Below are 18,828 nucleotides of genomic sequence, written 5' to 3' on the forward strand. Positions count from 1 at the left end.
TCCGGTCAGAGCAGCACCACGTCGAAGTGGTCCTGGGCGTACAGCGATTCGGTCTGCAGCCGGATGGGCTTCCCGGTCAGCTCCTCCAGTTCCGCCAGGCCGGCCGATTCCTCGTCCAGCAGCAATTCGATGACGTCCTGGTGGGCGAGGACCATCAGGCCCTCGAAACTGAACTGCCGGTGCTGGCGCAGGATCTCGCGGAAGATCTCGTAGCAGACCGTCTGCGCCGTGCGTACCTGTCCCCGGCCCTCGCAGGTTGGACAAGCCTCGCACAGGATATGTTCCAGGCTCTCCCGGGTGCGCTTGCGCGTCATCTCGACGAGCCCCAGCGGCGAGACCTGGGTGATCTGGTGGCGGGCATGGTCGGCGGCCAGCGAGCGCTCCAGTACCTGCATGACCCGGTCCCGGTGCTCGGCCTCCTCCATGTCGATGAAGTCGATGATGATGATACCGCCCAGGTTGCGGAGCTTGAGCTGGCGCGCGATCGTTACCGCGGCTTCGAGATTGGTACGGTAGATCGTCTCTTCCAGGTTGCGGCTGCCCACGTAGCCGCCGGTGTTCACGTCGACGGTGGTCATCGCCTCCGTCTGGTCGATGATGACGTAGCCGCCGGACTTCAGGGGCACCGTGCGGTCCAGGGCCTTGCGGATCTCCTCCTCCACGCCGTACAGGTCGAAGATGGGCCGGCGCTCGTCGTACAACTCGACGATGGGCTCGAGGTCCGGCAGGAAACGCCGCGTGAAGCCTTTCATCTTCTCGAAGGTGCGCCCGTTGTCCACGCGGATGCGCTCGATGTTGGCGCTGACGAGATCGCGCAGGATGCGCACGGGCAGCGGCAGGTCCTCGTGGATCAGCCCGATGCCGCGCTGCGCCCGCGCCTGCTCCTGAATGACCTCCCACATGCGCTGCAGGAAGATCATGTCCGCCCGCAGCGCCTCGACGCCGGCTCCCTCGGCCGCCGTACGGACGATGTAGCCGTGCTCCGGTGCCTCCGGCATGATCGCCTCCATCAGGCTCTTCAGCCGCGCGCGCTCGGCCTCGTCCTCGATGCGCGAGGAGATGCCGATGCCGCTGCCGTGGGGCATCAGCACGAGAAAGCGCGACGGCAGCGTGACGAAGGTGGACAGCCGCGCGCCCTTGGTGCCGATGGGGTCCTTCAGCACCTGCACCACGATCTCGGCGCCCTCGCTGACCAGTTCGCGGATATTCGCCTGGCGGGGGCGCTCGCCATTGGTGGCGCCATTGGTGGCGCCATTGCCGGTGCCACCGCCGGGGACGTCCTCCACCGGCGTGGGTGCGACGATGTCGGAGGCGTGCAGGAACGCAGTGCGCTCGAGGCCGATATCGATGAAGGCCGCCTGCATGCCCGGCAGCACCCGCGAGACCTTGCCGCGATAGATATTGCTGATCAGGCCCCGCCGCGCGGCCCGCTCGATGAAGATCTCCTGCAGCACGCCGTTCTCGAGCACGGCGCCGCGGACTTCCCGCGGCGTGACGTTGATCAGGATCTCTTCACCCATCGCTCTCTCGCTTCCCTCCGGCCGCCGCCAGCGCCAGCAGGTTTACTCCCACGGCGGCCAGCAGCTCCCCGGTCTCGTACAGCGGCAGTCCCACCACACCGGAGTAGCTGCCCTCGAGTCCGGTCACGAACAGCGCACCGAGGCCCTGGATGGCGTAACCGCCGGCCTTGTCTCGCGGTTCGCCGCTGGCCCAGTACTGCCGCATCTCCCCCTCATCGAGTTTCCTGAGCCGGACCCGGCTCACCGCCGTGCGGACCGCAGTCCGGCCTCCCTGTACGACCGCGACGGCCGTGTAGACCTCGTGGGAGCGTCCGCCCAGCGCGCCCATCATACGCCGGAAGTCCGCCGCCGAGGCAGGCTTGCCGTAGATCTCGCCATCGAGAACCACCGCGGTATCGGCCCCGATCACGACGGCTTCCGGGGCGTCCGCGGCCGCCGCCTCCGCCTTGGCAACCGCGAGCCGCTCCACGTAGTCCCGCGGCGTCTCCCCGGGGCGGGCGGTCTCGTCGACGCCCACCGGTCGCACCACCGTTTCCAGACCGTACGCGGCCAGCAGCTCCCGGCGCCGGGGCGATGCCGATGCCAGCACCACCGCTCCGCTGTGGGGATCCGCGCCGCTCATCATGCCCGATTCATGCCAGAGTCATACCGGATTCATACTCGATGGTACGGATGGCCGGCGATGATGGTGGAGGCGCGGTACAGCTGCTCGGCCAGCACCGCGCGCACCATCTCGTGGGGCAGCGTCAGCGGCGAGAGCGACCAGCGGAAATCCGCCGCGGCGAGGAACGATGCGTCCAGCCCGTCGGCGCCGCCGATCACGAACGCGATGTCCCGGCCCTGGGCGAGCCAGCCGGACAGCCGGGCGGCGAATGCTTCGCTGTCGAGTTCGCGGCCGCGCTCGTCGAGGGCGACGACCCGCTCGTCCGGACGCAACACCCCGCGTACCCGGTCCGCCTCGGCGGCCTTCACCTCGGCGTCGGGCTGTCGCGCGGAGCGCCGGGCGCCCGGCACTTCCACGAGCTCCGTGCGCCACTGGGGCGGCAGGCGCTTCGCGTACTGCTCCCAGGCCTGCGCGACCCAGGAACGGGGCCGGCCGCCGATGGCCACGACTCGCACGCGCACGGCAGCCGCTCAGCGCTCTGTCGACGCGGCGCTGTTCCGGGGCTCGCTGATGTCCCAGAGCTTCTCCAGGTTGTAGAAGTCCCGGGTCTCGGGCTGCATGACGTGGACCAGCGCATCCTGCAGGTCGACGAGGATCCAGTCGCCCTTCTCCTCGCCCTCCACACCGTAGGGCTTGAGCCCCGCCTCGCCGGCACGCTCGATGACCCGGTCGGCGACGGATCTGACGTGGCGGTCCGAAGTGCCGCTGGCGATGATCATGTAATCGGTGATGGTCGTGAGATGGCGCACGTCGAGCACCTTGACGTCCCTCGCCTTCAGATCCTCCAGCGCCTCCACCACCAGATCGCGCAGCTCTTCACTGTTCATGCAGTCTCCCGTAGTCGTTCGTCATCCGTACCGTCTCCGCTCATTCCCCGCCGCCGTCGTCGCCCGCCGGCGCCCGGTAGCAGCCGCTCTCGTGGATGAGGTCCCGCACTGCGTCCGGCATCAGGAAGCGCGGATCGCGCCCGGCCCTGACCAGCGCCCGGATGTCCGACGAGGAGATCTCGAGCTGGGTCACGGCATGGATATAGATGCTGCCCGCGCGTGACTCGTGCAGATCGCCGATGCGTCCGGTGCCGCGGTCCACCAGGAGCTCGCCGAGGGGTCCCATGTCGGGCGCGCGCCAGCCGGGCCGGTGCGCCACGATGATGTGGGCGAGCTGCAGGATCTCGCGCCAGTGGTACCAGCGGGGCAGACTCAGGAACGCATCCATGCCCACGATCAGGCAGAGCGAGCGGGTGGGATACTCCGCGCGCAGAGCCGCCAGGGTGTCGACGGAATAGGACGGCCCCTCGCGCTGCAGCTCCCGGTCGTCCACCACGAAACCGTGCTGGGCCTCCGTCGCCAGTTCCACCATGCGCACGCGCAGGGCGGCATCCGCGATGGGCGTGCCCCGATGCGGCGGCGTGCCGCAGGGCATGAACCTGAGCTCCGACAGCCGCAGTTCCTGCAGCAGCTCGAAGGCCGTCCGCAGGTGACCGTAGTGGATCGGGTCGAAGGTCCCGCCGAATACGCCCATGGGATTCATCGGCGCGCGACCTCCCCGCCTGTGGCCCGTCTCCTCACGCGGCCCGCCGCACCCGGGGCCCCTGCGCCATGCCCGTCGTGAGCGCCACGAGCTCCTGCCAGGGCTGTCCCGGTGCGCGGCCCTTGACCACCTGGTCGGCGAGGGCCGCCCGGCGCATCAGCGCATGCAGGCTGGCCGGGCTGTGCCGCCCGATGCAGGCGCGCAGCAGGTCCTCCCGGCTCGACCAGACGCCCCGTTGCTTCAGGCTGCGCGCCAGCGCGACCCCCGCTTCGAGGTCGTCGCGGACCAGCGCGGCGGTGCGCAGCTCCCGGGTGAGCGCCCACAACACCAGCACCGGCTCGACGCCTTCCGCGCGCAGCGAACCCAGGATGCGCAGCGCCCGATCCGCGTGACCGGCGACGGCCGCATCGCTCAGTTTGAAAATATTGAAGCGGGCGCTGTCCGCGACGGCGGCCTCCACCTGGTCCGCGTCCACGGGCCCCTCGCCGTGCACCAGGCGCAGTTTCTCGAGTTCCTGGGCAGCCGCGAGCAGATTGCCCTCGACCCGGTCCGCCAGCAGCCGCACCGCATCGCGGGTGGGCTCCAGGCCCAGCTCCCGCATTCGTCCGGCGATCCAGTCAGGCAGAGCGCGGGCATCCACGGGCCAGACCTGCACGACAGCGCCCGCCGCGTCGAGCGCCTTCACCCACTTCGAAGACAGCTGGGCGCGTTCCAGCTTCGGCGCCGATACCAGCACCAGCGTGTCCGGCGGCAGGGAGGCGGTGAGTTCCACCAGGGTTTTCGACCCGGCATCGCCCGGCTTGCCCGTGGGCAGGTGCAGCTCGAGGATCCGCTTCTCGGCGAACAGCGACAGGCTCGCGCCGCCGGCCAACACCCGGTTCCAGTCGAAACCGCGCTCCGCCGTCAGGACCTCGCGGTCCGCATAGCCCTGCTCCCGGGCCCGGGCCCGGATCGCGTCCAGTGCCTCGGCCACGAGCAGCGGCTCGTCGCCGGTCACGAAGTAAAGCGGCAGGATGCGTTCTTTAAGGTCGGCCTTGAGCTGGGCGGCGCTGATTTTCACTCTGCAATTTCGGGCTCGGTATTGCGCCGATCATACATGGGCGGCGCGCGGGCAGGGAACCTCGGCGACCCGGTCAGGGCGTGGACAGCTGAGCGAGCGCGATGGCCTCGTCTTCCAGAAGCACCGGGATGCCGTCCTCGACGGGATAGGCGATCCGGTCGTCCTCGGTCACCAGCGCCTCGTCCAGACGCCGCTCCACCGGACTGCCGTCGTGGCGCAGCAGACGCCCCTCGGAGACGGCCGCGTTCAGTCGCTCGAGCACGTCCGGCGTCGCCGGGTGCAGGGACTTGTGGGTGACTGGGCAGCAGAGGATTTCCAGCAGTTTTCGCTTCACGGGATGTTCTTCCGTCAGGTTTCCACAGATGATTTCGCGAGGGTGATGCCGCTCGACTGTCGCGTGGCAGTGGCCGCGGTTCGGATGCCGGCATTGCCGCCAGAAATGTAATGTTATATCTTTCAATACCGGCCGGCGCCGGATCACCCCGCTAGCGTAACCCCAGGTTCCCGTGGAAAACACCCCCTCACTACATCGACGGCGCCTCGATCGCCTCGCGGTCGCGTTGTCCGGGCTCTGCCTGTTGCATTGCCTCGCCCTGTCGCTGGCGACGGTGGCGGCGCCGGCCATGGTCGGCCTCGGCTTCGACGGCGGCTGGACCCACGTGGCCATGCTGGCGCTCGTGATACCCCTGAGCGCCATCGCCCTGCCGAGAGGCTACCGCGAGCACCGCCGCAACTCGGTGCTCTGGCTGGGCGGCGCCGGGCTCACCCTGCTGGTGCTGGGCGCCACGCTGGGGCACCACGTCTACGGCCCGGCGGCCGACACCGCACTGACGATGGCGGGTGCCGTCGTTCTCGGACTGGCCCACGTGATGAACGCGGTGTGGTGCGGCCGGCCCGCGCCGCGGCACGGTTGAGCGAGCGGCCGGGAGCAGTCAGGCACTCGGCCAGGGCCCCTGCGCCGACCCCGGATACGGCTCGCCCCGGAGTACGGCTGCCAGCCCGGCCCGGCCGTGGCGTTCTGCGGCAGCCAGCAGCGGCTTCCTGTCGTCGTCCCGCGGGCGGAAGCTGCCGTCGAGAGCGAGGCACCGCTCCAGTACCGCCAGAGCCTCCTCCCAGGCGCCGGCGCGCCCCAGCCGTGCGATGTAGTCGCGGCCGAAATTGATCTGGGCGCGGGTGGATTCCCACTCGCCGAATGCGTCGAAGAACCATCGCCAGGCCTCCACGCCGTCGTCGTTGCGCTCCAGCCACTGGCGGACGTAGGCCAGGCCGGCCGGACCGTTGCCGCGGCTGACGTGGGCGTACGCGTGGTCCAGCACGGACCTGCGCTCGCGCTCCGCCGCCTGCCGGCGCCGGGCTGCGTCGACCTCCGGCGCGCGCCGCACCGGAAGACCGAGCGCATCGCGACGGGAATAGAACACCGCACCGCTCAGGCTGAACAGGAGCACCACCTGGTAGGCGGCCGCGAGGAATCGAAGCAGTTCCGGCAGCCCGGCGGCGAGGCGGTTCACCAGCGCAGCGACCGCAGCGGCGGCGAATATCCAGCCGTAGGTGGCACCCGTCTTCCCGATCGTGTCGAGCAGTGCGAGCGGGCGCAGCATCTCCAGCGGCGACTGGGTCACCGCCAGCCGTAACGCGGCGGCAGGGAAGAGGAAGGCGGCCGCGTAGAGCAGGACGTTCGCCGCGCCGCCGTGGCCTGCACTTGCCAGCAGCACCGCCCCGAAACTCGCGATCGAGATGGCCGCCCAGGCGCCGAGCATCCACAGCCGCGTGGCTGGATTGAACAGGTCCACTTCCGCCACCGGCGGCTCCTCGCCCAGTGCCCGGGCCCGCAGCACGGCGAGCAGGTATTTGGCGCCGCCGACGCTCAGCAGCACCGCCAGCCAGAGGCCGAACAGGCCCGCCTTGACCGCCAGCAGCGCCAGCGCCGCGAAGCAGACGATGGCGACGGCGAGGCCGCCGTGGGTGACGGGATATACGAGTTCGCGGAGAAACTCCCGCGGCGTCATCGGCGCGGCTGGGGTTCGCCGGCGGCGTCCTCCGGCTCCGGCACCGGGTCGTAGCCGCTGCCGCCCCAGGGATGGCAGCGGCCGATGCGGCGCAGCGCGAGCGCCCCGCCCTTCAGCGCACCGTGGCGGGTGATGGCCTCGCGGGCGTATTCGGAACAGGTCGGCTGGTACCGGCAGTTCGCGCCCAGGAACGGGGAGACCAGGATCTGGTAGCCGCGGATCAGGCCGAGGAGCAGGCCGCGCAGGAGCCGGGCGCCCATCAGGCGGTCGTGCCGGCGCACTCCGCCGCCGCCCGCGCGCGGATGGACTTCAGCATGGCCATCAGCCCGTTGCTGCGGGTGGGGCTCAGGTGCTCGTCGAAACCCAGCGCCGCAATGAAGGAGGGCTCCGCCGCCGCGATGTCCTCCGGCGGGCGGTCGTCGTAGACCCGCAGCACCACCGCGATGAGCCCCTTGACGATGGCCGCGTCGCTGGTAGCCCGGTAATGCATGCGGCCGTCCTCGGCGGAGGACACCAGCCAGACCTGGGACTGGCAGCCCTGCAGCTTGTTCTCCTCCGTCATCTCGTCGGCGGGGAACTCGGGCAGCCGCCGGCCCAGTTCGATCAGGTACTGGTAGCGGTCCATCCAGTTGTCGAAGAAACCGAATTCCTCGATGAGTTCCTGCTCGGCCTGGTCGATCTCGCTCATAGTCCTCAGCTCGCCACACGCCAGCGCGTGCCGTCCGGTCCGTCCTCGATCACGATGCCCCGCGCCTCCAGCTCGTCGCGGATGCGGTCCGCCTCGGCGAAGTCCCGGGCCTTGCGGGCCGCCTGGCGCTGCGCGAGCAGTGCCTCGATCGCCTCGGCATCGGGCAGCTCGTCGCCGCCGGCTGCGAACCAGGCCTCCGGGTCGTCCTGCAACAGGCCCATCACGTCTCCGCTGGCGACCAGCATGGCGGCGAGACGGCGCCGCTCTGTTTCGTCCTGCGCCTTGTTCACCCGCCGGGCCATATCGAACAGCGCCGCCATGGCCCGCGGCGTGTTCAGGTCGTCCTCCAGCGCCGCCAGGAAGTCCGCCGCCGGTTCCGCGCCGGCAACCTCTTCCGCCGTCGGCGCAGCCGCACGCAGGGCGCCGTACAGGCGGTCGAGCTTGCGGCGACATTCGGTGATCAGGTCCTCCGTCCAATCCAGCGGCTGGCGGTAATGCGCGGACAGCAGCGCCACCCGCACCGCTTCGCCCGGCCAACGCTCCAGCAGGTCGCGCACCAGCAGCACGTTGCCGAGGGACTTGGACATCTTCTCGTGCTCGACGTTCAGGAAACCGTTGTGCACCCAATAGCGCGCGAACTGCCGGCCGCCGTGGGCGCAGGTGCTCTGGGCGATCTCGTTCTCGTGATGGGGGAACATCAGGTCCTGGCCGCCGCCGTGGATGTCGATGGTCTCGCCGAGATGAGTCTCGGACATCGCCGAGCACTCCAGGTGCCAGCCGGGCCGGCCGCGGCCCCACGGGCTGTCCCAGCCGGGCAGGTCCTCGCCCGAGGGTTTCCAGAGCACGAAATCCGCGGCCGCCCGCTTGTACGGCGCCACTTCCACCCGCGCGCCGGCGATCATCTCGCGCAGGTTGCGCCGGGACAGCGCGCCGTATTGCTGGTACGCGTCCACGTCGAAGAGCACGTGCCCCTCTGCCTCGTAGGCATAGCCCGCGTCCATCAGCGCCCGGATCATCGCGATCATCTGCGGGATGTGCGCGGTGGCCCTCGGCTCGACGTCAGGCGGCAGCACGCCGAGGGCCGCCATGTCCTCGTGATAGGCGTCTGCGAAGCGCTCGGTGATGGCCGAGATCGGCTGGCCCGTATCCTTCGCAGCCTGGTTGATCTTGTCGTCCACGTCGGTGATGTTGCGGGCGTAGATCAGGCGGTAGCGGCGGCGCAGCAGGCGCGCCAGCACGTCGAAAACGACCGCCGGGCGGGCGTTGCCGATGTGCGCGAAGTTGTAAACGGTGGGCCCGCAGACGTACATGGTCACGCGCTCCGGATCCCGGGGCTCGAAGGGGACTTTCTCCCCTCGCATCGTGTCGTGGAGTTGGATCGTCATGGCGCTGCGAGATTCTCTGAGATTCTCCAGGGAAACCTTGTCGGCAGAAAACAACGGAAAATTCCGGGTCGGCCGACCATGATAGCAATACTGGACCGGCTGTCGATCGCCTATAATGGCGGGTTTTCAACCCAACGCCCAGGAGCAGACATGGCGGAGCCGACTGTCAGGTTCGAGACGCGCCGCAGCGTCGAGCAGGTGGAGGAAGGTCGCGAACTCGCGCCCCGCTTCGACGAGCACGGGCTGATCCCGGTGGTGACCACCGATTACGAGACCGGCGAGCTGCTGATGCAGGGCTACATGAACGCCGAGGCACTGGCGTGCACCATCGAGACCGCCGAGGCGCACTACTTCAGCCGCAGCCGTCAGGTGATGTGGCACAAGGGCGCCACCAGCGGCCTCGTGCAGCACGTGCGCGAGATGCTGATCGACGACGATCAGGACTGCGTCTGGCTGCGCGTCGAGGTCGCCGGCAGCGGCGCCAGCTGCCACGTGGGCTACCGCTCCTGCTTTTACCGCAAGGTCCCGCTGGGGCCGGACGCCGCCGGCGGCCCGATGGAGCTCGAGTTCACCGAGACGGAGAAGGTGTTCGACCCGGAAGCAGTCTACGGCGACGCGCCGAACCCGACCGTGCTCTGACGCCGTGGCGTTCTCCGCTGCACGCCGCCGTATCGGTCGCATCGGCCGCCTCGTCTGGGTCCGCCGTGTCGGTCCCATCGGCCTTGCCGCAGTCGCCGTCGCGCTGGCCGCCGGCCCGGCCGGGGCGGCCGGCGCGCAGGGCCTGACCGGCGACGACCTGGTCGAACTGAAGCGCCTGTCGGAACCGGCGGTGGCGCCCGATCGCAGCGCCGTGGCCTACACGCTGCGGGAGACCGACCGCGCAGCCGACCGGGGACGCACCGATATCTGGCTCCTGGCGCTGCAGGAAGACGCGGCGCCGCGCCGGCTCACCAATCACCCGGAGAACGACACGTCGCCGCAGTGGAGCCCGGACGGCGAGCGGCTGTATTTCCTGTCCGCCCGCAGCGGCACCCGCCAGGTCTGGATGATGCCGCTCGATTTCGGTGAACCGATCCGGGTCACCGACTATCCCGTGCCGGTATCGACCTTCCGCCTCTCCCCCGACGGCACGACGCTCGCCTTCACCGCCGCCGTGCTGCCGGACTGCGAGGCGGACCTCGCGTGCACGGCGGAGCGACTGGCCGCGCGCGCCGAGAGCCCGGAGACAGGCCGCGTCTATGACCGACTCATGGTCCGCCACTGGGATCGCTGGGAGGACGGCACGGTCTCGCGCCTGTTCACCGCGTCCCTCGGCGGGGACGGCCTGGCCGGCGAGGCGCCGCCCCGGCTGGCATCCGCGGGACTGCTGGCGGAGATCCCGTCCCGGCCCTTCGGCGGCGTCGCGGACTACGTCTTCTCTCCCGACGGCCGGGGCCTCGTCTTCACGGCCAAACCCGAAGACCGGCAGGAGGCCTGGTCCACGGACTATGACCTCTACGCCGTCGCCGCCGGCGGCGGTCGGGTGCGGAACCTGACCGGGGAGAATCCGGGCCGGGACGGCCATCCGGTGTTCTCGCCGGACGGCGAACGCCTGGCCTGGCTGTCGATGGCGACGGCAGGCTACGAGTCGGACCGCCGGCGCATCATGCTGCGTGAAACGGACTCCGGCCGCACCCGCCAGGTGGCGCCGGAGTGGGACCGCTCGCCGAGCGAGATCGCGTTCTCGACGGACGGACGGGAAATCTACGCGGTGGCCCAGGACTGGGGCCGGCGGCTCCTGTTCCGCATCGACATCGAGAGCGGCAGCGTGCTGCCGCTGACCGCGGCCGGCACGGCCGGCAGCATCAGCGTCGGGCCGGAATCCGTCGTGTTCGTGAAGCATTCCCTGCGCGCGCCGGCCGACCTGCACCGGCTCGACCTGGAAACCCTGGCGCTGGAGAAGATCACGGCGGTCAACCACGAGCGCCTCGCCGATATCCGCATGGCGGAGTTCGCGCAATTCAGCTTCCCGGGCTGGAACGACGAGACCGTGTACGGCTACGTGATGGAGCCCGCCGACCGGGACCCCGAGGCGAAATATCCGATCGCCTTCCTGATCCACGGGGGCCCCCAGGGCAGCTTCGCGGACCAGTTCCACTACCGCTGGAACCCGCAGGTCTACGCCGCGGCGGGCTACGGGGTCGTGTTCATCGATTTCCACGGCTCCACCGGCTACGGCCAGGCGTTCACCGACTCCATCAACGGCGACTGGGGCGGCAAGCCCCTCACCGACCTGAAGCGCGGCCTGGAGGCCGCACTGGCCGCCTACCCCTGGCTGGACGGCGAACGCGCTTGCGCGCTGGGCGCCTCCTACGGGGGCTACATGATCAACTGGATCGCGGGCAACTGGCCGGAGCGGTTCCGCTGCCTGGTCAATCACGACGGTCTGTTCGACCTGCGCATGATGTATTTCGCCACCGAGGAACTCTGGTTCCCCGAGCACGAATTCGGCGGCCCGTATTACGCCGGCCCGACCGCCTACGAGAACCACAACCCGGTGCACTACGTGACGAACTGGCGCACGCCCATGCTCGTGGTCCACGGGGCTCTGGATTACCGGGTACCCGGCACCCAGGCGCTGGCCACCTTCGCGGCGCTGCAGCGCCAGGGCGTGGAGAGCCGCCTGCTGTGGTATCCGGACGAGAACCACTGGGTGCTGAAGCCCGCGAACAGCGTGCAGTGGCACCGGGAGGTGCTGGGCTGGCTCGAGCGCTATCTCGCCCGCTGAGGGTGTCGTTCAGGGCCTTCCCAGCAGGCGGGCGAGGCGATCGCCGGGACCCGACGGGCCGGCGCCCTCCAGCTGGCGCGCCTCCAGGTAGTACTCGATGGCGCCACTGAAGCACAGCGCGTAGCCGGCCAGTTCCGTCATCTCCTCCATCGCCAGCTTGGCGATGCGCCGGTAGTCCTCGCCCTGCAGCACGCGCCAGAAGGCCTCGTGGCCGATCAGGTTGGAGAACAGGAACAGCACCACCGCGCCGGCGAACAGCAGCGTGGCCGCCGGCGACGGCCACAGCCGCGCCCAGCCGACGGCGTAGCGGCGCCGGTGGCGCAGCAGATAGGCGCCGCCGAGGGCGACCACGACGGCCAGCAGCACCTGCCAGAGGTTGTCGGCGAACCAGAGATCCAGGAAGTAGTCGAGTTCGCGCACCAGGCAGGCCAGCGCCAGGGCGGCGAAACCGATCGCGACCGGCCGCTGACCACGGTGCCACCAGGCGACGGCGCCGAACACGAGCCCGCTGACCACGATCAGCACGAGCTGCAGGGACTCGACCAGGGAGTACTCGCTGGTACCGAGCGCGTCGGACGGGCCGCGGAATACCTGCAGGCCGAGGCTGCCCGGGAACTCGACCTCGAGCAGGACGAGCAGGCCCACCAGGCCGCCCGTGGCGAGGGCGTAGGCCGCGTAGCGCAGGAATACGGTCATGGTGAAGGCCCTGCCGTGACGGGTCGACCACTATAGGAGACCCGCTCCCTCGCAGCCAGGATTCTTGCGCCGGGCCGCTCCTGGTTCACTCCCGCGTCAATCCCGGGCCGCCCTCAAGCCGCGGCCCCGCGCAGCGCCGCCCGCGGCCGTCCGCATCCGTCCACCAGTCCTTCGCGGCGCAGCCAGGCCAGCGCATCCGCGGCGTCCTCGCGGAACCAGACGGCCGCACTGCCGAGCCGGAAACTGTAGCCCCAGGCGTCCATGTCGGCGAACAGGCGCTGGCGGTCGACCCCGGGCAGGGCATCGGCAAGCAGCACCTGGAGATAGCAGACCGCGCATTCCTCCAGGTCGTCGCCGCCGGCATCCGTATCCAGGCCGGCGCGGCGCGCGGGCGACAGGCAGACGTAGTGCGCCCCCTCGTGCAGCAGCGAATGCACCGGGGTGTCGCCCCGGTAGTAGAGCGTGCGGCCCACGAGCCCGGCCTCCGGCTCGCCCCAGTAGCTGCCCGGTATGGGGCTGGCGTCGGGCAGTCGCTCGGTGCGGAGGCGGTAGGGCGCGAACAGGGCGCGGATGGCCGCGTCCGCGAGGTCGGCACAGCGGAGCATGATCAGTCGATGCTGGCGAGCTGGCGCACCACCTGACGGACGAGGTCGCGGATCAGCGCGTCACGCAGCATCTCCTCCTCGCGCCGCTTGCCGAGCACCTGCGTCTCCTCCCAGGTGTAGTCCTGGGTGAGCGTGATGCGCTGGGGCGCCAGCACCGTGCCCTCGGTGGTCCGCACCGAATACTCCACGGTGTAGTAGATCTCGAACTCCCGCGGGACGTTGCGGGCGGACACCGACAGCACCCGCTGGCCTGTCTCGTCCCGGGAGATGTCGAGCACGGCGGATGCCAGGGCCGGGTCGTCCGTCACCTCCACGCCACGCGCCTCCAGGGCGGTTCCCAGCGCGCGGTGGAAGGCGGTGTAGCGGTCGGCCGAGCTGATATAGGTGCGCGCGATCTCCGGCGGCAGGCTCTCGCTGCCCTGCAGCTGGAAGCCGCAGCCGGCCAGTACGAGGGCCGGCAAAAGGACCGGCAACCGGGCCAGCAACCGGTCGAGGAGCCGCTCAGACCACCACATTGACCAGCTTGCCCGGCACGTAGATGGTCTTGCGTACGGTCTTGCCCTCGGTGTGGCGGCGTACGTTCTCGTCCGCCATCGCGCGCTCGACGACGGCGTCCTTGTCGGCATCCGCCGGCACGCTGACGCGCGCACGCAGACGGCCGTTGACCTGCACCACCACCTCGATGGTGTCCTGGGCCAGCGCGGACTCGTCCACCGCGGGCCAGGGCTGGTCCACCAGCGCCGATTCGTGGCCGAGCGCCTGCCAGAGATCGTGGGTGACGTGGGGCACGATGGGCGCGAGCATCAGCACGATGGCCTCCATCGCCTCCTGGCGCACGGCCCGCAGTGCCGGTTCGTGGCCCTCGGTGCGGTTGATGGCGTTCAGCAGCTCCATCACGGCCGCCACCGCCGTGTTGAAGGTGTAGCGACGGCCGATGTCGTCGCTCACCTTCGCGATGGTCTCGTGCAGCTTGCGGCGCAGCGCGGTCGCCGCCTCGCCAGCCTCGCCGCCGGCCTCGACCGGACCGCCCTGCACGTGCTCGTACACCGTCTTCCACAGGCGCTTCAGGAAGCGGTTGGCCCCGGCCACGCCGGAATCCGACCACTCCAGCGCCTGGTCCGGCGGCGCGGTGAACATCATGAACAGCCGCACAGTGTCGGCGCCGTAACGCTCCAGCAGCTCCTGGGGGTCCACGGTGTTGCCTGCCGACTTCGACATCTTCACGCCGTCCTTCAGCACCATGCCCTGCGTCAGCAGGTTGGTGAACGGCTCGTCGGCGGCAGACAGGCCGCAGTCGCGCATCAGCTTCTGGAAGAAACGCGCATAGAGCAGATGCAGGATGGCGTGCTCGATGCCGCCGGTGTACTGGTCCACCGGCATCCAGTAGGCCTCGCGCTCGTCCAGCATGGCGTCCGCGTCGGGGCAGGTGTAGCGGGAGAAATACCAGGAGGACTCCACGAAGGTGTCGAAGGTGTCCGTTTCCCGGCGGGCGGCAGCGCCGCATTTCGGGCACTCGGCCTCGACGAACGCTGGCATGTCCTTCAGCGGCGAGCCCGCGCCGGTGATGGTCACGTCCTCGGGCAGCACCACCGGCAGATCCTTTTCCGGCACCGGTACGGCGCCGCATTCGCCGCAGTAGATGATCGGTATCGGCGTGCCCCAGTAGCGCTGGCGGGAGACGCCCCAGTCGCGCAGCCGGTAGTTCACCGTGCGCCGGCCGATGCCCTCGGCCTCGAGCCGGTCCGCGATGGCGTCGAAGGCCTGGCGGAAGTCCATGCCGTCATAGTCACCGGAGTTCACCACGATGCCGTACTCGGTGAAGGCGCCCGCTTCCATGTCCGCCTCCGAGCCGTCCGCCGGGCGGATCACCTGGCGGATGGGCAGACCGTGCTTGCGCGCGAAATCCCAGTCACGCTGGTCGTGGCCCGGCACCGCCATCACGGCGCCCGTGCCATAGCCCATCAGCACGAAGTTCGCCACCCACAGCGGCACTTCCTCGCCGGTGAAGGGATGGACGGCGGAGATGCCGAGCGGCATGCCCTTCTTCTCCATGGTCTCCATGGCCGCCTCGGCGGCGTGGGTGGAGCGGCATTCGGCCAGAAATGCCTGCAGCTTCGCATCGCCTTCGGCCGCCTGCACCGCCAGCGGGTGCTCCGCCGCCACCGCCATGTAGGTGACACCCAGCAGCGTATCCGGGCGGGTGGTGTAGACCGTGAGCGGCGCCTCCTCGCCGGGCACGCGGAAGGCGATCTCTACGCCCTCGGAGCGGCCGATCCAGTTGCGCTGCATCACCTTCACCGGCTCCGGCCAGCCGTCCAGGCCGTCCAGCGCCTCCAGCAGCTCGTCGGCGTAGGCGGTGATCTTCATGAACCACTGGGGGATCTCCCGGCGCTCCACCAGCGCGCCGGAACGCCAGCCCCGGCCGTCGATGACCTGCTCGTTGGCGAGCACGGTCTGGTCCACCGGATCCCAGTTCACCACCGAGTTCCTGCGGTACACCAGGCCCTTCTCGAACAGCTTCGTGAACAGCCACTGCTCCCAGCGGTAGTACTCGGGCCGGCAGGTGGTGATCTCGCGGCGCCAGTCGTAGGCGTAGCCCAGCCGTTTCATCTGGCCGCGCATGTAGTCGATGTTCTGATAGGTCCATTCCGCCGGCGGCACCTCGTTCTTGATGGCCGCGTTCTCGGCGGGCATGCCGAAGGCGTCCCAGCCCATGGGCTGCAGCACGTGGCGCCCCTGCATGCGCTGGTAGCGGGCGATCACGTCGGAGATGGTGAAGACGCGGACGTGGCCCATGTGCAGGCGTCCGCTGGGATAGGGGAACATGGTGAGACAGTAGAACTTCTCCCGGCCGGGATCCTCGTCCACCTCGAAACACCGGTGCTCTTCCCAGTAGCGCTGGGCGGCCGGCTCTATCGCCTCCGGCCTGTAATTGCTGTCCATCGTCTGCCGTCTTCAGCCAACCCGATCAGGACCGGCAAGGATACATGAGGCACCCGGCGGCCGGTACCGCCGTCAGCGGCGCCGCAGCGCAGGCCACGCGGCCGCGGCGAGCAGCGCGAGGCAGAGCCCCACCACCGGCCAGTTGCCTGCGGCGGCATAGGGGGTGAGTCCGGTGCGGGGCTGCACCCGCGCCCGCAGCACCGCCGTCTCGAACTGGGGCGAGCGCGAGTGGATGCGGCCACGCGGGTCGATGAACGCGGTGATGCCGGTGTTGGTGGCGCGCAGCTGCCAGCGGCCGGCCTCCAGGCTGCGCACGCGGGCGATCTGGAGGTGCTGATGGGGCGCGATGGAGTCGCCGAACCACGCGTCGTTGCTCACGTTCACCAGCAGCGTCGCCTCGGGCAGCGCATAGAGTTGCTCGGCGCCGAAGGCGTCCTCGTAGCAGATGGTCAGTGCCACCTTCTCGCCCGCGGCCTGCAGCAGTTCCGGGCGCTCCGGCCCGGCCGCCGTATCCGTGTACGGCAGGCTCATCAGCCGCATCCACTCGCGGATGAAGTCGGGCACCGGAAAGTACTCGCCGAAAGGCACCAGGTGCCGCTTGCGATAGATCCCCTCGCCCGGGCCCAGCAGCAGGACGCTGTTGCTGTAGCCGCCCAGGTCCTCGTCGTAGTCCATGATGCCGAGCAGCAGCGAGGCGTCGCGCGCCTCCATGACCCGGTCGATGGCGGCGAGATAACCCGCCACCTGGCTCGTCTCGGCGGGCACGGCCACCTCGGGCCAGACGACGATGTCCGCGTCCGCCTCGGCCAGCGTCAGCCGCCGGTACAGGGCGAGCGTCGGCGCCCGCTCTTCCGGCAGCCACTTGCGGTCCTGGGTGATCGCCCCCTGTACGAGGGAGGCGCGCAGGGGCTCTCCGTCGGCAGCGGTCCACTCGACGCGGGCCAGCCCGGCACCGACCGCGGGCACGGCGACGAGGAGCGCCGCGACCGGCACCCGCCAGCGGGGTTCGCGCACCAGCACGATCAGCGCCGCCGCCAGCACGGCCACGGCGAGGCTCGCGCCGTAGACGCCGGCCACGGGGACGAAACCGGCCAGCGGACCGTCGGTCTGGCTGTAGCCCAGCGACAGCCAGGGGAATCCGCTCAGCAGCCAGCCCCGCAGCCACTCCATGGCCACCCAGGCCGCCGGCAGCACCCACAGCACGTGACGGGTGTCGCAGGCGGTCAGCCGCGCGACGAGCCAGGCGGTGCCGGCGTAGTACACCGCCATGATCAGCACCAGCCCCAGCATGAGGAAGACGGACAGCGCCGCCGGCGCGCCGCCGAAGATGGTGATGGAGATGTACAGCCAGTAGGTGCCGGAGAGGAAGGCGCCGGCGCCGAAGGCGAAGCCGGCGGCGGCGGCCCGGCGCGGCGTGCGGCCGGGCCACAGCGCGGCGCCCGCAGCGACGACCAGCGGTGCATACCACCACCAGCCGAAGGGCGCGAAGGCCAGCGGCAGCGTGAGCCCCGCCGCCAGGCTCAGGAGTCGGGGATAGCCGGACGCCGCTTGCAGGGCCTCTCGCATGCCGGACGACGTGCGGGACGGACCCCGGCCGGGGCTACTCGCCCACGGCCTCGGCGAGCGGCGACACCTCCAGCAGGTCGATGCGCCGGCGGTCCGCCCGGGTCACGGTGAACCGGTAGCCACCGTACTCGATGGCTTCGGAGCGGCGCGGCAGATGTCCGAGTTCGTGCATGACCAGGCCGCCCACGGTGTCGTAGTCGTCGTCGCTGAAGTCGGTATCGAAGTGCTCGTTGAAGTCCTCGATGCGGGTCAGCGCACGGACGGCGTACACCGGGCGGCCGCCCTTCTCGCCCGCCTCCTGGATATAGGGCATCTCCTCCGGGTCGTGCTCGTCGTCGATCTCGCCGACGATCTCCTCCAGCACGTCCTCGATGGTGGCGAGCCCCGACACGCCGCCGTACTCGTCCACCACGATGGCCATGTGGTTGTGGCTCGCGCGGAATTCCTTCAGCAGCGTGTTCAGGCGCTTCGCCTCCGGGATGAAGACGGCCGGCCGCAGCCAGCGCACGATGTCCTCGCTGGAGTACTCGGCCTGGCCGACGAAGCGCAGCAGGTCCTTCGCGAGCAGGATCCCCAGCACCTCGTCCCGATCCTCGCCGATGACGGGGAAGCGGGAGTGCCCGGATTCGATGATGATCTTCAGCATCTCCTCGACGGGCCGGTCCTTCTCCAGGACCACCATCTGCGAACGGGGGATCATCACGTCCCGCACCTGGGTGGCGGAGACTTCCAGCACGCCCTCGAGCATGGCCTGCTCTTCGGGGTCGAATATGTCCCCCGCCTGGGCGTCCTTGATGATGTTGAGGATCTCTTCACGGCCCCTGGGCTCGCCCCGCAGCGCCTTCAGCAGGCGACTGAACAGACCGGGCGGCTCGGAGCCGTTGCTACTGGGAGGTTTGTCTTCCGTCATGATTCCGATAGAGGCGGCGCAGATCGCGCCGAGCTGGATATTGTAGCAGTGTCCATGGATTTCAATCCTCCCGATAAGGGTCCGGATGGCCCAGTTCCGCGAGGATCTCCCGCTCGAGGCCCTCCATGCGGGCGGCCTCGTCCGGCGTCTGGTGGTCGTAGCCGGCCAGATGCAGGGTGCCGTGGACGATCATGTGGCACCAGTGGCTCTCCGCCGTCTTGCCCTGCTCGACCGCTTCCCGCGCCACCACCGGCGCGCAGACCACGAGATCGCCCAGCGGATAGTCCACCTCGCCGGGCAGGCCGGGGTCGCCGCCGGGGAACGCCAGCACGTTGGTCGGGCGGTCCTTGCCGCGCCAGGCCGCATTCAGCTCCCGGCTCTCGGCCTCGCCGACGATGCGCACCGTCAGCTCCCGCGCATCCGCCTCGACCCCCGCGCGGCGCAGCGCCGCCTCGGCCCAGCGGCGGAGCACGTCCCGACCCGGGATG

Annotated in this window: 21 protein-coding genes; 3 read left to right on the forward strand and 18 right to left on the reverse strand. The window is 69.9% G+C overall.

Annotated features, from left to right (window positions below):
* Positions 1 to 5: 5 nt before the first annotated feature.
* From rng to ACJMK0_RS17280, 7 genes are all read right to left on the reverse strand, one after another.
* The gene (rng, locus tag ACJMK0_RS17250; protein WP_405240199.1) at positions 6 to 1,520 is read right to left on the reverse strand and encodes a ribonuclease G; all 1,515 of its coding nucleotides are present in this window, start codon (positions 1,518 to 1,520) and stop codon (positions 6 to 8) included.
* Positions 1,513 to 2,145 (reverse strand): Maf family protein, encoded by a 633-nt coding sequence (locus ACJMK0_RS17255; protein WP_405240200.1) that lies wholly within the window; start codon positions 2,143 to 2,145, stop codon positions 1,513 to 1,515. Before ACJMK0_RS17255 ends, rng begins: the two co-directional genes overlap by 8 nt.
* 29 nt (positions 2,146 to 2,174) lie before the next feature.
* Positions 2,175 to 2,645: a 23S rRNA (pseudouridine(1915)-N(3))-methyltransferase RlmH gene (rlmH, locus tag ACJMK0_RS17260; RefSeq protein WP_405240202.1), complete on the reverse strand. Its 471-nt coding sequence runs from the start codon at positions 2,643 to 2,645 to the stop codon at positions 2,175 to 2,177.
* A 9-nt stretch (positions 2,646 to 2,654) separates the two neighbouring features.
* Positions 2,655 to 3,011 carry a ribosome silencing factor gene (gene rsfS / locus ACJMK0_RS17265; RefSeq protein WP_405240204.1) on the reverse strand — a complete coding sequence of 119 codons (357 nt, stop codon included), beginning with the start codon at positions 3,009 to 3,011 and terminating at the stop codon, positions 2,655 to 2,657.
* A 40-nt stretch (positions 3,012 to 3,051) separates the two neighbouring features.
* Positions 3,052 to 3,714 (reverse strand): nicotinate-nucleotide adenylyltransferase, encoded by a 663-nt coding sequence (nadD, locus tag ACJMK0_RS17270; protein WP_405240206.1) that lies wholly within the window; start codon positions 3,712 to 3,714, stop codon positions 3,052 to 3,054.
* 34 nt (positions 3,715 to 3,748) lie between these two features.
* Positions 3,749 to 4,774 (reverse strand): DNA polymerase III subunit delta, encoded by a 1,026-nt coding sequence (gene holA, locus ACJMK0_RS17275; protein ID WP_405240208.1) that lies wholly within the window; start codon positions 4,772 to 4,774, stop codon positions 3,749 to 3,751.
* A gap of 73 nt (positions 4,775 to 4,847) precedes the next feature.
* Positions 4,848 to 5,108 (reverse strand): Trm112 family protein, encoded by a 261-nt coding sequence (locus ACJMK0_RS17280; protein WP_405240210.1) that lies wholly within the window; start codon positions 5,106 to 5,108, stop codon positions 4,848 to 4,850.
* A 172-nt stretch (positions 5,109 to 5,280) separates the two neighbouring features.
* On the opposite strand from ACJMK0_RS17280, the gene ACJMK0_RS17285 reads away from it, so the two are divergent.
* Positions 5,281 to 5,688 carry a MerC domain-containing protein gene (locus tag ACJMK0_RS17285; RefSeq protein WP_405240212.1) on the forward strand — a complete coding sequence of 136 codons (408 nt, stop codon included), beginning with the start codon at positions 5,281 to 5,283 and terminating at the stop codon, positions 5,686 to 5,688.
* A gap of 18 nt (positions 5,689 to 5,706) precedes the next feature.
* Here ACJMK0_RS17285 and ACJMK0_RS17290 read toward each other — a convergent pair whose 3' ends face one another.
* From ACJMK0_RS17290 to cysS, 4 genes are read right to left on the reverse strand one after another with little or no spacing between them, the layout of a single operon-like run.
* Positions 5,707 to 6,780: a hypothetical protein gene (locus ACJMK0_RS17290; RefSeq protein ID WP_405240214.1), complete on the reverse strand. Its 1,074-nt coding sequence runs from the start codon at positions 6,778 to 6,780 to the stop codon at positions 5,707 to 5,709.
* Entirely contained in the window at positions 6,777 to 7,040 is a 264-nt protein-coding gene (gene yidD / locus ACJMK0_RS17295; RefSeq protein WP_405240216.1) for a membrane protein insertion efficiency factor YidD, read from the reverse strand. Before yidD ends, ACJMK0_RS17290 begins: the two co-directional genes overlap by 4 nt.
* Positions 7,040 to 7,468, reverse strand: coding sequence for a SufE family protein (locus ACJMK0_RS17300; protein ID WP_405240218.1), 429 nt, complete (start codon positions 7,466 to 7,468; stop codon positions 7,040 to 7,042). Before ACJMK0_RS17300 ends, yidD begins: the two co-directional genes overlap by 1 nt.
* A 5-nt stretch (positions 7,469 to 7,473) precedes the next feature.
* Positions 7,474 to 8,853: a cysteine--tRNA ligase gene (gene cysS, locus ACJMK0_RS17305; protein ID WP_405240220.1), complete on the reverse strand. Its 1,380-nt coding sequence runs from the start codon at positions 8,851 to 8,853 to the stop codon at positions 7,474 to 7,476.
* A 150-nt stretch (positions 8,854 to 9,003) separates the two neighbouring features.
* Between cysS and hisI the strand changes: the two genes are divergently transcribed.
* A complete protein-coding gene (hisI, locus tag ACJMK0_RS17310) occupies positions 9,004 to 9,492 on the forward strand; it encodes a phosphoribosyl-AMP cyclohydrolase (RefSeq protein ID WP_405240222.1) in 489 nt (162 codons plus the stop codon).
* Between the two features lie 4 nt (positions 9,493 to 9,496).
* Positions 9,497 to 11,620, forward strand: coding sequence for a S9 family peptidase (locus ACJMK0_RS17315; RefSeq protein ID WP_405240224.1), 2,124 nt, complete (start codon positions 9,497 to 9,499; stop codon positions 11,618 to 11,620).
* A gap of 9 nt (positions 11,621 to 11,629) precedes the next feature.
* Here ACJMK0_RS17315 and ACJMK0_RS17320 read toward each other — a convergent pair whose 3' ends face one another.
* The 7 genes from ACJMK0_RS17320 to ybeY form a co-directional block, all read right to left on the reverse strand.
* The gene (locus tag ACJMK0_RS17320; protein WP_405240226.1) at positions 11,630 to 12,316 is read right to left on the reverse strand and encodes a hypothetical protein; all 687 of its coding nucleotides are present in this window, start codon (positions 12,314 to 12,316) and stop codon (positions 11,630 to 11,632) included.
* Positions 12,317 to 12,429: 113 nt separating this feature from the next.
* Positions 12,430 to 12,921: a hypothetical protein gene (locus ACJMK0_RS17325; protein WP_405240228.1), complete on the reverse strand. Its 492-nt coding sequence runs from the start codon at positions 12,919 to 12,921 to the stop codon at positions 12,430 to 12,432.
* A 2-nt stretch (positions 12,922 to 12,923) separates the two neighbouring features.
* A complete protein-coding gene (locus tag ACJMK0_RS17330) occupies positions 12,924 to 13,436 on the reverse strand; it encodes an LPS-assembly lipoprotein LptE (protein ID WP_405240230.1) in 513 nt (170 codons plus the stop codon).
* Positions 13,423 to 15,864, reverse strand: coding sequence for a leucine--tRNA ligase (leuS, locus tag ACJMK0_RS17335; RefSeq protein ID WP_405240232.1), 2,442 nt, complete (start codon positions 15,862 to 15,864; stop codon positions 13,423 to 13,425). The genes ACJMK0_RS17330 and leuS overlap by 14 nt, the downstream gene beginning before the upstream one ends.
* Before the next feature lie 72 nt (positions 15,865 to 15,936).
* Entirely contained in the window at positions 15,937 to 17,430 is a 1,494-nt protein-coding gene (gene lnt, locus ACJMK0_RS17340; RefSeq protein ID WP_405240234.1) for an apolipoprotein N-acyltransferase, read from the reverse strand.
* A gap of 34 nt (positions 17,431 to 17,464) precedes the next feature.
* Positions 17,465 to 18,340, reverse strand: a complete 876-nt coding sequence (locus ACJMK0_RS17345; protein ID WP_405240236.1) for an HlyC/CorC family transporter — start codon at positions 18,338 to 18,340, stop codon at positions 17,465 to 17,467.
* A 61-nt stretch (positions 18,341 to 18,401) separates the two neighbouring features.
* Entirely contained in the window at positions 18,402 to 18,827 is a 426-nt protein-coding gene (gene ybeY / locus ACJMK0_RS17350; RefSeq protein WP_405240306.1) for an rRNA maturation RNase YbeY, read from the reverse strand.
* Position 18,828 lies beyond the last annotated feature (1 nt).

Source organism: Lentisalinibacter orientalis (assembly GCF_040706535.1).
Classification (GTDB): Bacteria; Pseudomonadota; Gammaproteobacteria; order Steroidobacterales; family Woeseiaceae; genus Lentisalinibacter; species Lentisalinibacter orientalis.

Bases quoted from the DNA above. Each gene is read 5' to 3' on its own strand.
- rng (WP_405240199.1), bottom strand. From the start codon at position 1,520: ATGGGTGAAGAGATCCTGATCAACGTCACGCCGCGGGAAGTCCGCGGC.
- ACJMK0_RS17255 (WP_405240200.1), bottom strand. From the start codon at position 2,145: ATGATGAGCGGCGCGGATCCCCACAGCGGAGCGGTGGTGCTGGCATCG.
- rsfS (WP_405240204.1), bottom strand. From the start codon at position 3,011: ATGAACAGTGAAGAGCTGCGCGATCTGGTGGTGGAGGCGCTGGAGGAT.
- nadD (WP_405240206.1), bottom strand. From the start codon at position 3,714: ATGAATCCCATGGGCGTATTCGGCGGGACCTTCGACCCGATCCACTAC.
- ACJMK0_RS17290 (WP_405240214.1), bottom strand. From the start codon at position 6,780: ATGACGCCGCGGGAGTTTCTCCGCGAACTCGTATATCCCGTCACCCAC.
- yidD (WP_405240216.1), bottom strand. From the start codon at position 7,040: ATGGGCGCCCGGCTCCTGCGCGGCCTGCTCCTCGGCCTGATCCGCGGC.
- ACJMK0_RS17300 (WP_405240218.1), bottom strand. From the start codon at position 7,468: ATGAGCGAGATCGACCAGGCCGAGCAGGAACTCATCGAGGAATTCGGT.
- cysS (WP_405240220.1), bottom strand. From the start codon at position 8,853: ATGACGATCCAACTCCACGACACGATGCGAGGGGAGAAAGTCCCCTTC.
- hisI (WP_405240222.1), top strand. From the start codon at position 9,004: ATGGCGGAGCCGACTGTCAGGTTCGAGACGCGCCGCAGCGTCGAGCAG.
- ACJMK0_RS17320 (WP_405240226.1), bottom strand. From the start codon at position 12,316: ATGACCGTATTCCTGCGCTACGCGGCCTACGCCCTCGCCACGGGCGGC.
- ACJMK0_RS17325 (WP_405240228.1), bottom strand. From the start codon at position 12,921: ATGCTCCGCTGTGCCGACCTCGCGGACGCGGCCATCCGCGCCCTGTTC.
- ACJMK0_RS17330 (WP_405240230.1), bottom strand. From the start codon at position 13,436: ATGTGGTGGTCTGAGCGGCTCCTCGACCGGTTGCTGGCCCGGTTGCCG.
- leuS (WP_405240232.1), bottom strand. From the start codon at position 15,864: ATGGACAGCAATTACAGGCCGGAGGCGATAGAGCCGGCCGCCCAGCGC.
- lnt (WP_405240234.1), bottom strand. From the start codon at position 17,430: ATGCGAGAGGCCCTGCAAGCGGCGTCCGGCTATCCCCGACTCCTGAGC.
- ACJMK0_RS17345 (WP_405240236.1), bottom strand. From the start codon at position 18,340: ATGACGGAAGACAAACCTCCCAGTAGCAACGGCTCCGAGCCGCCCGGT.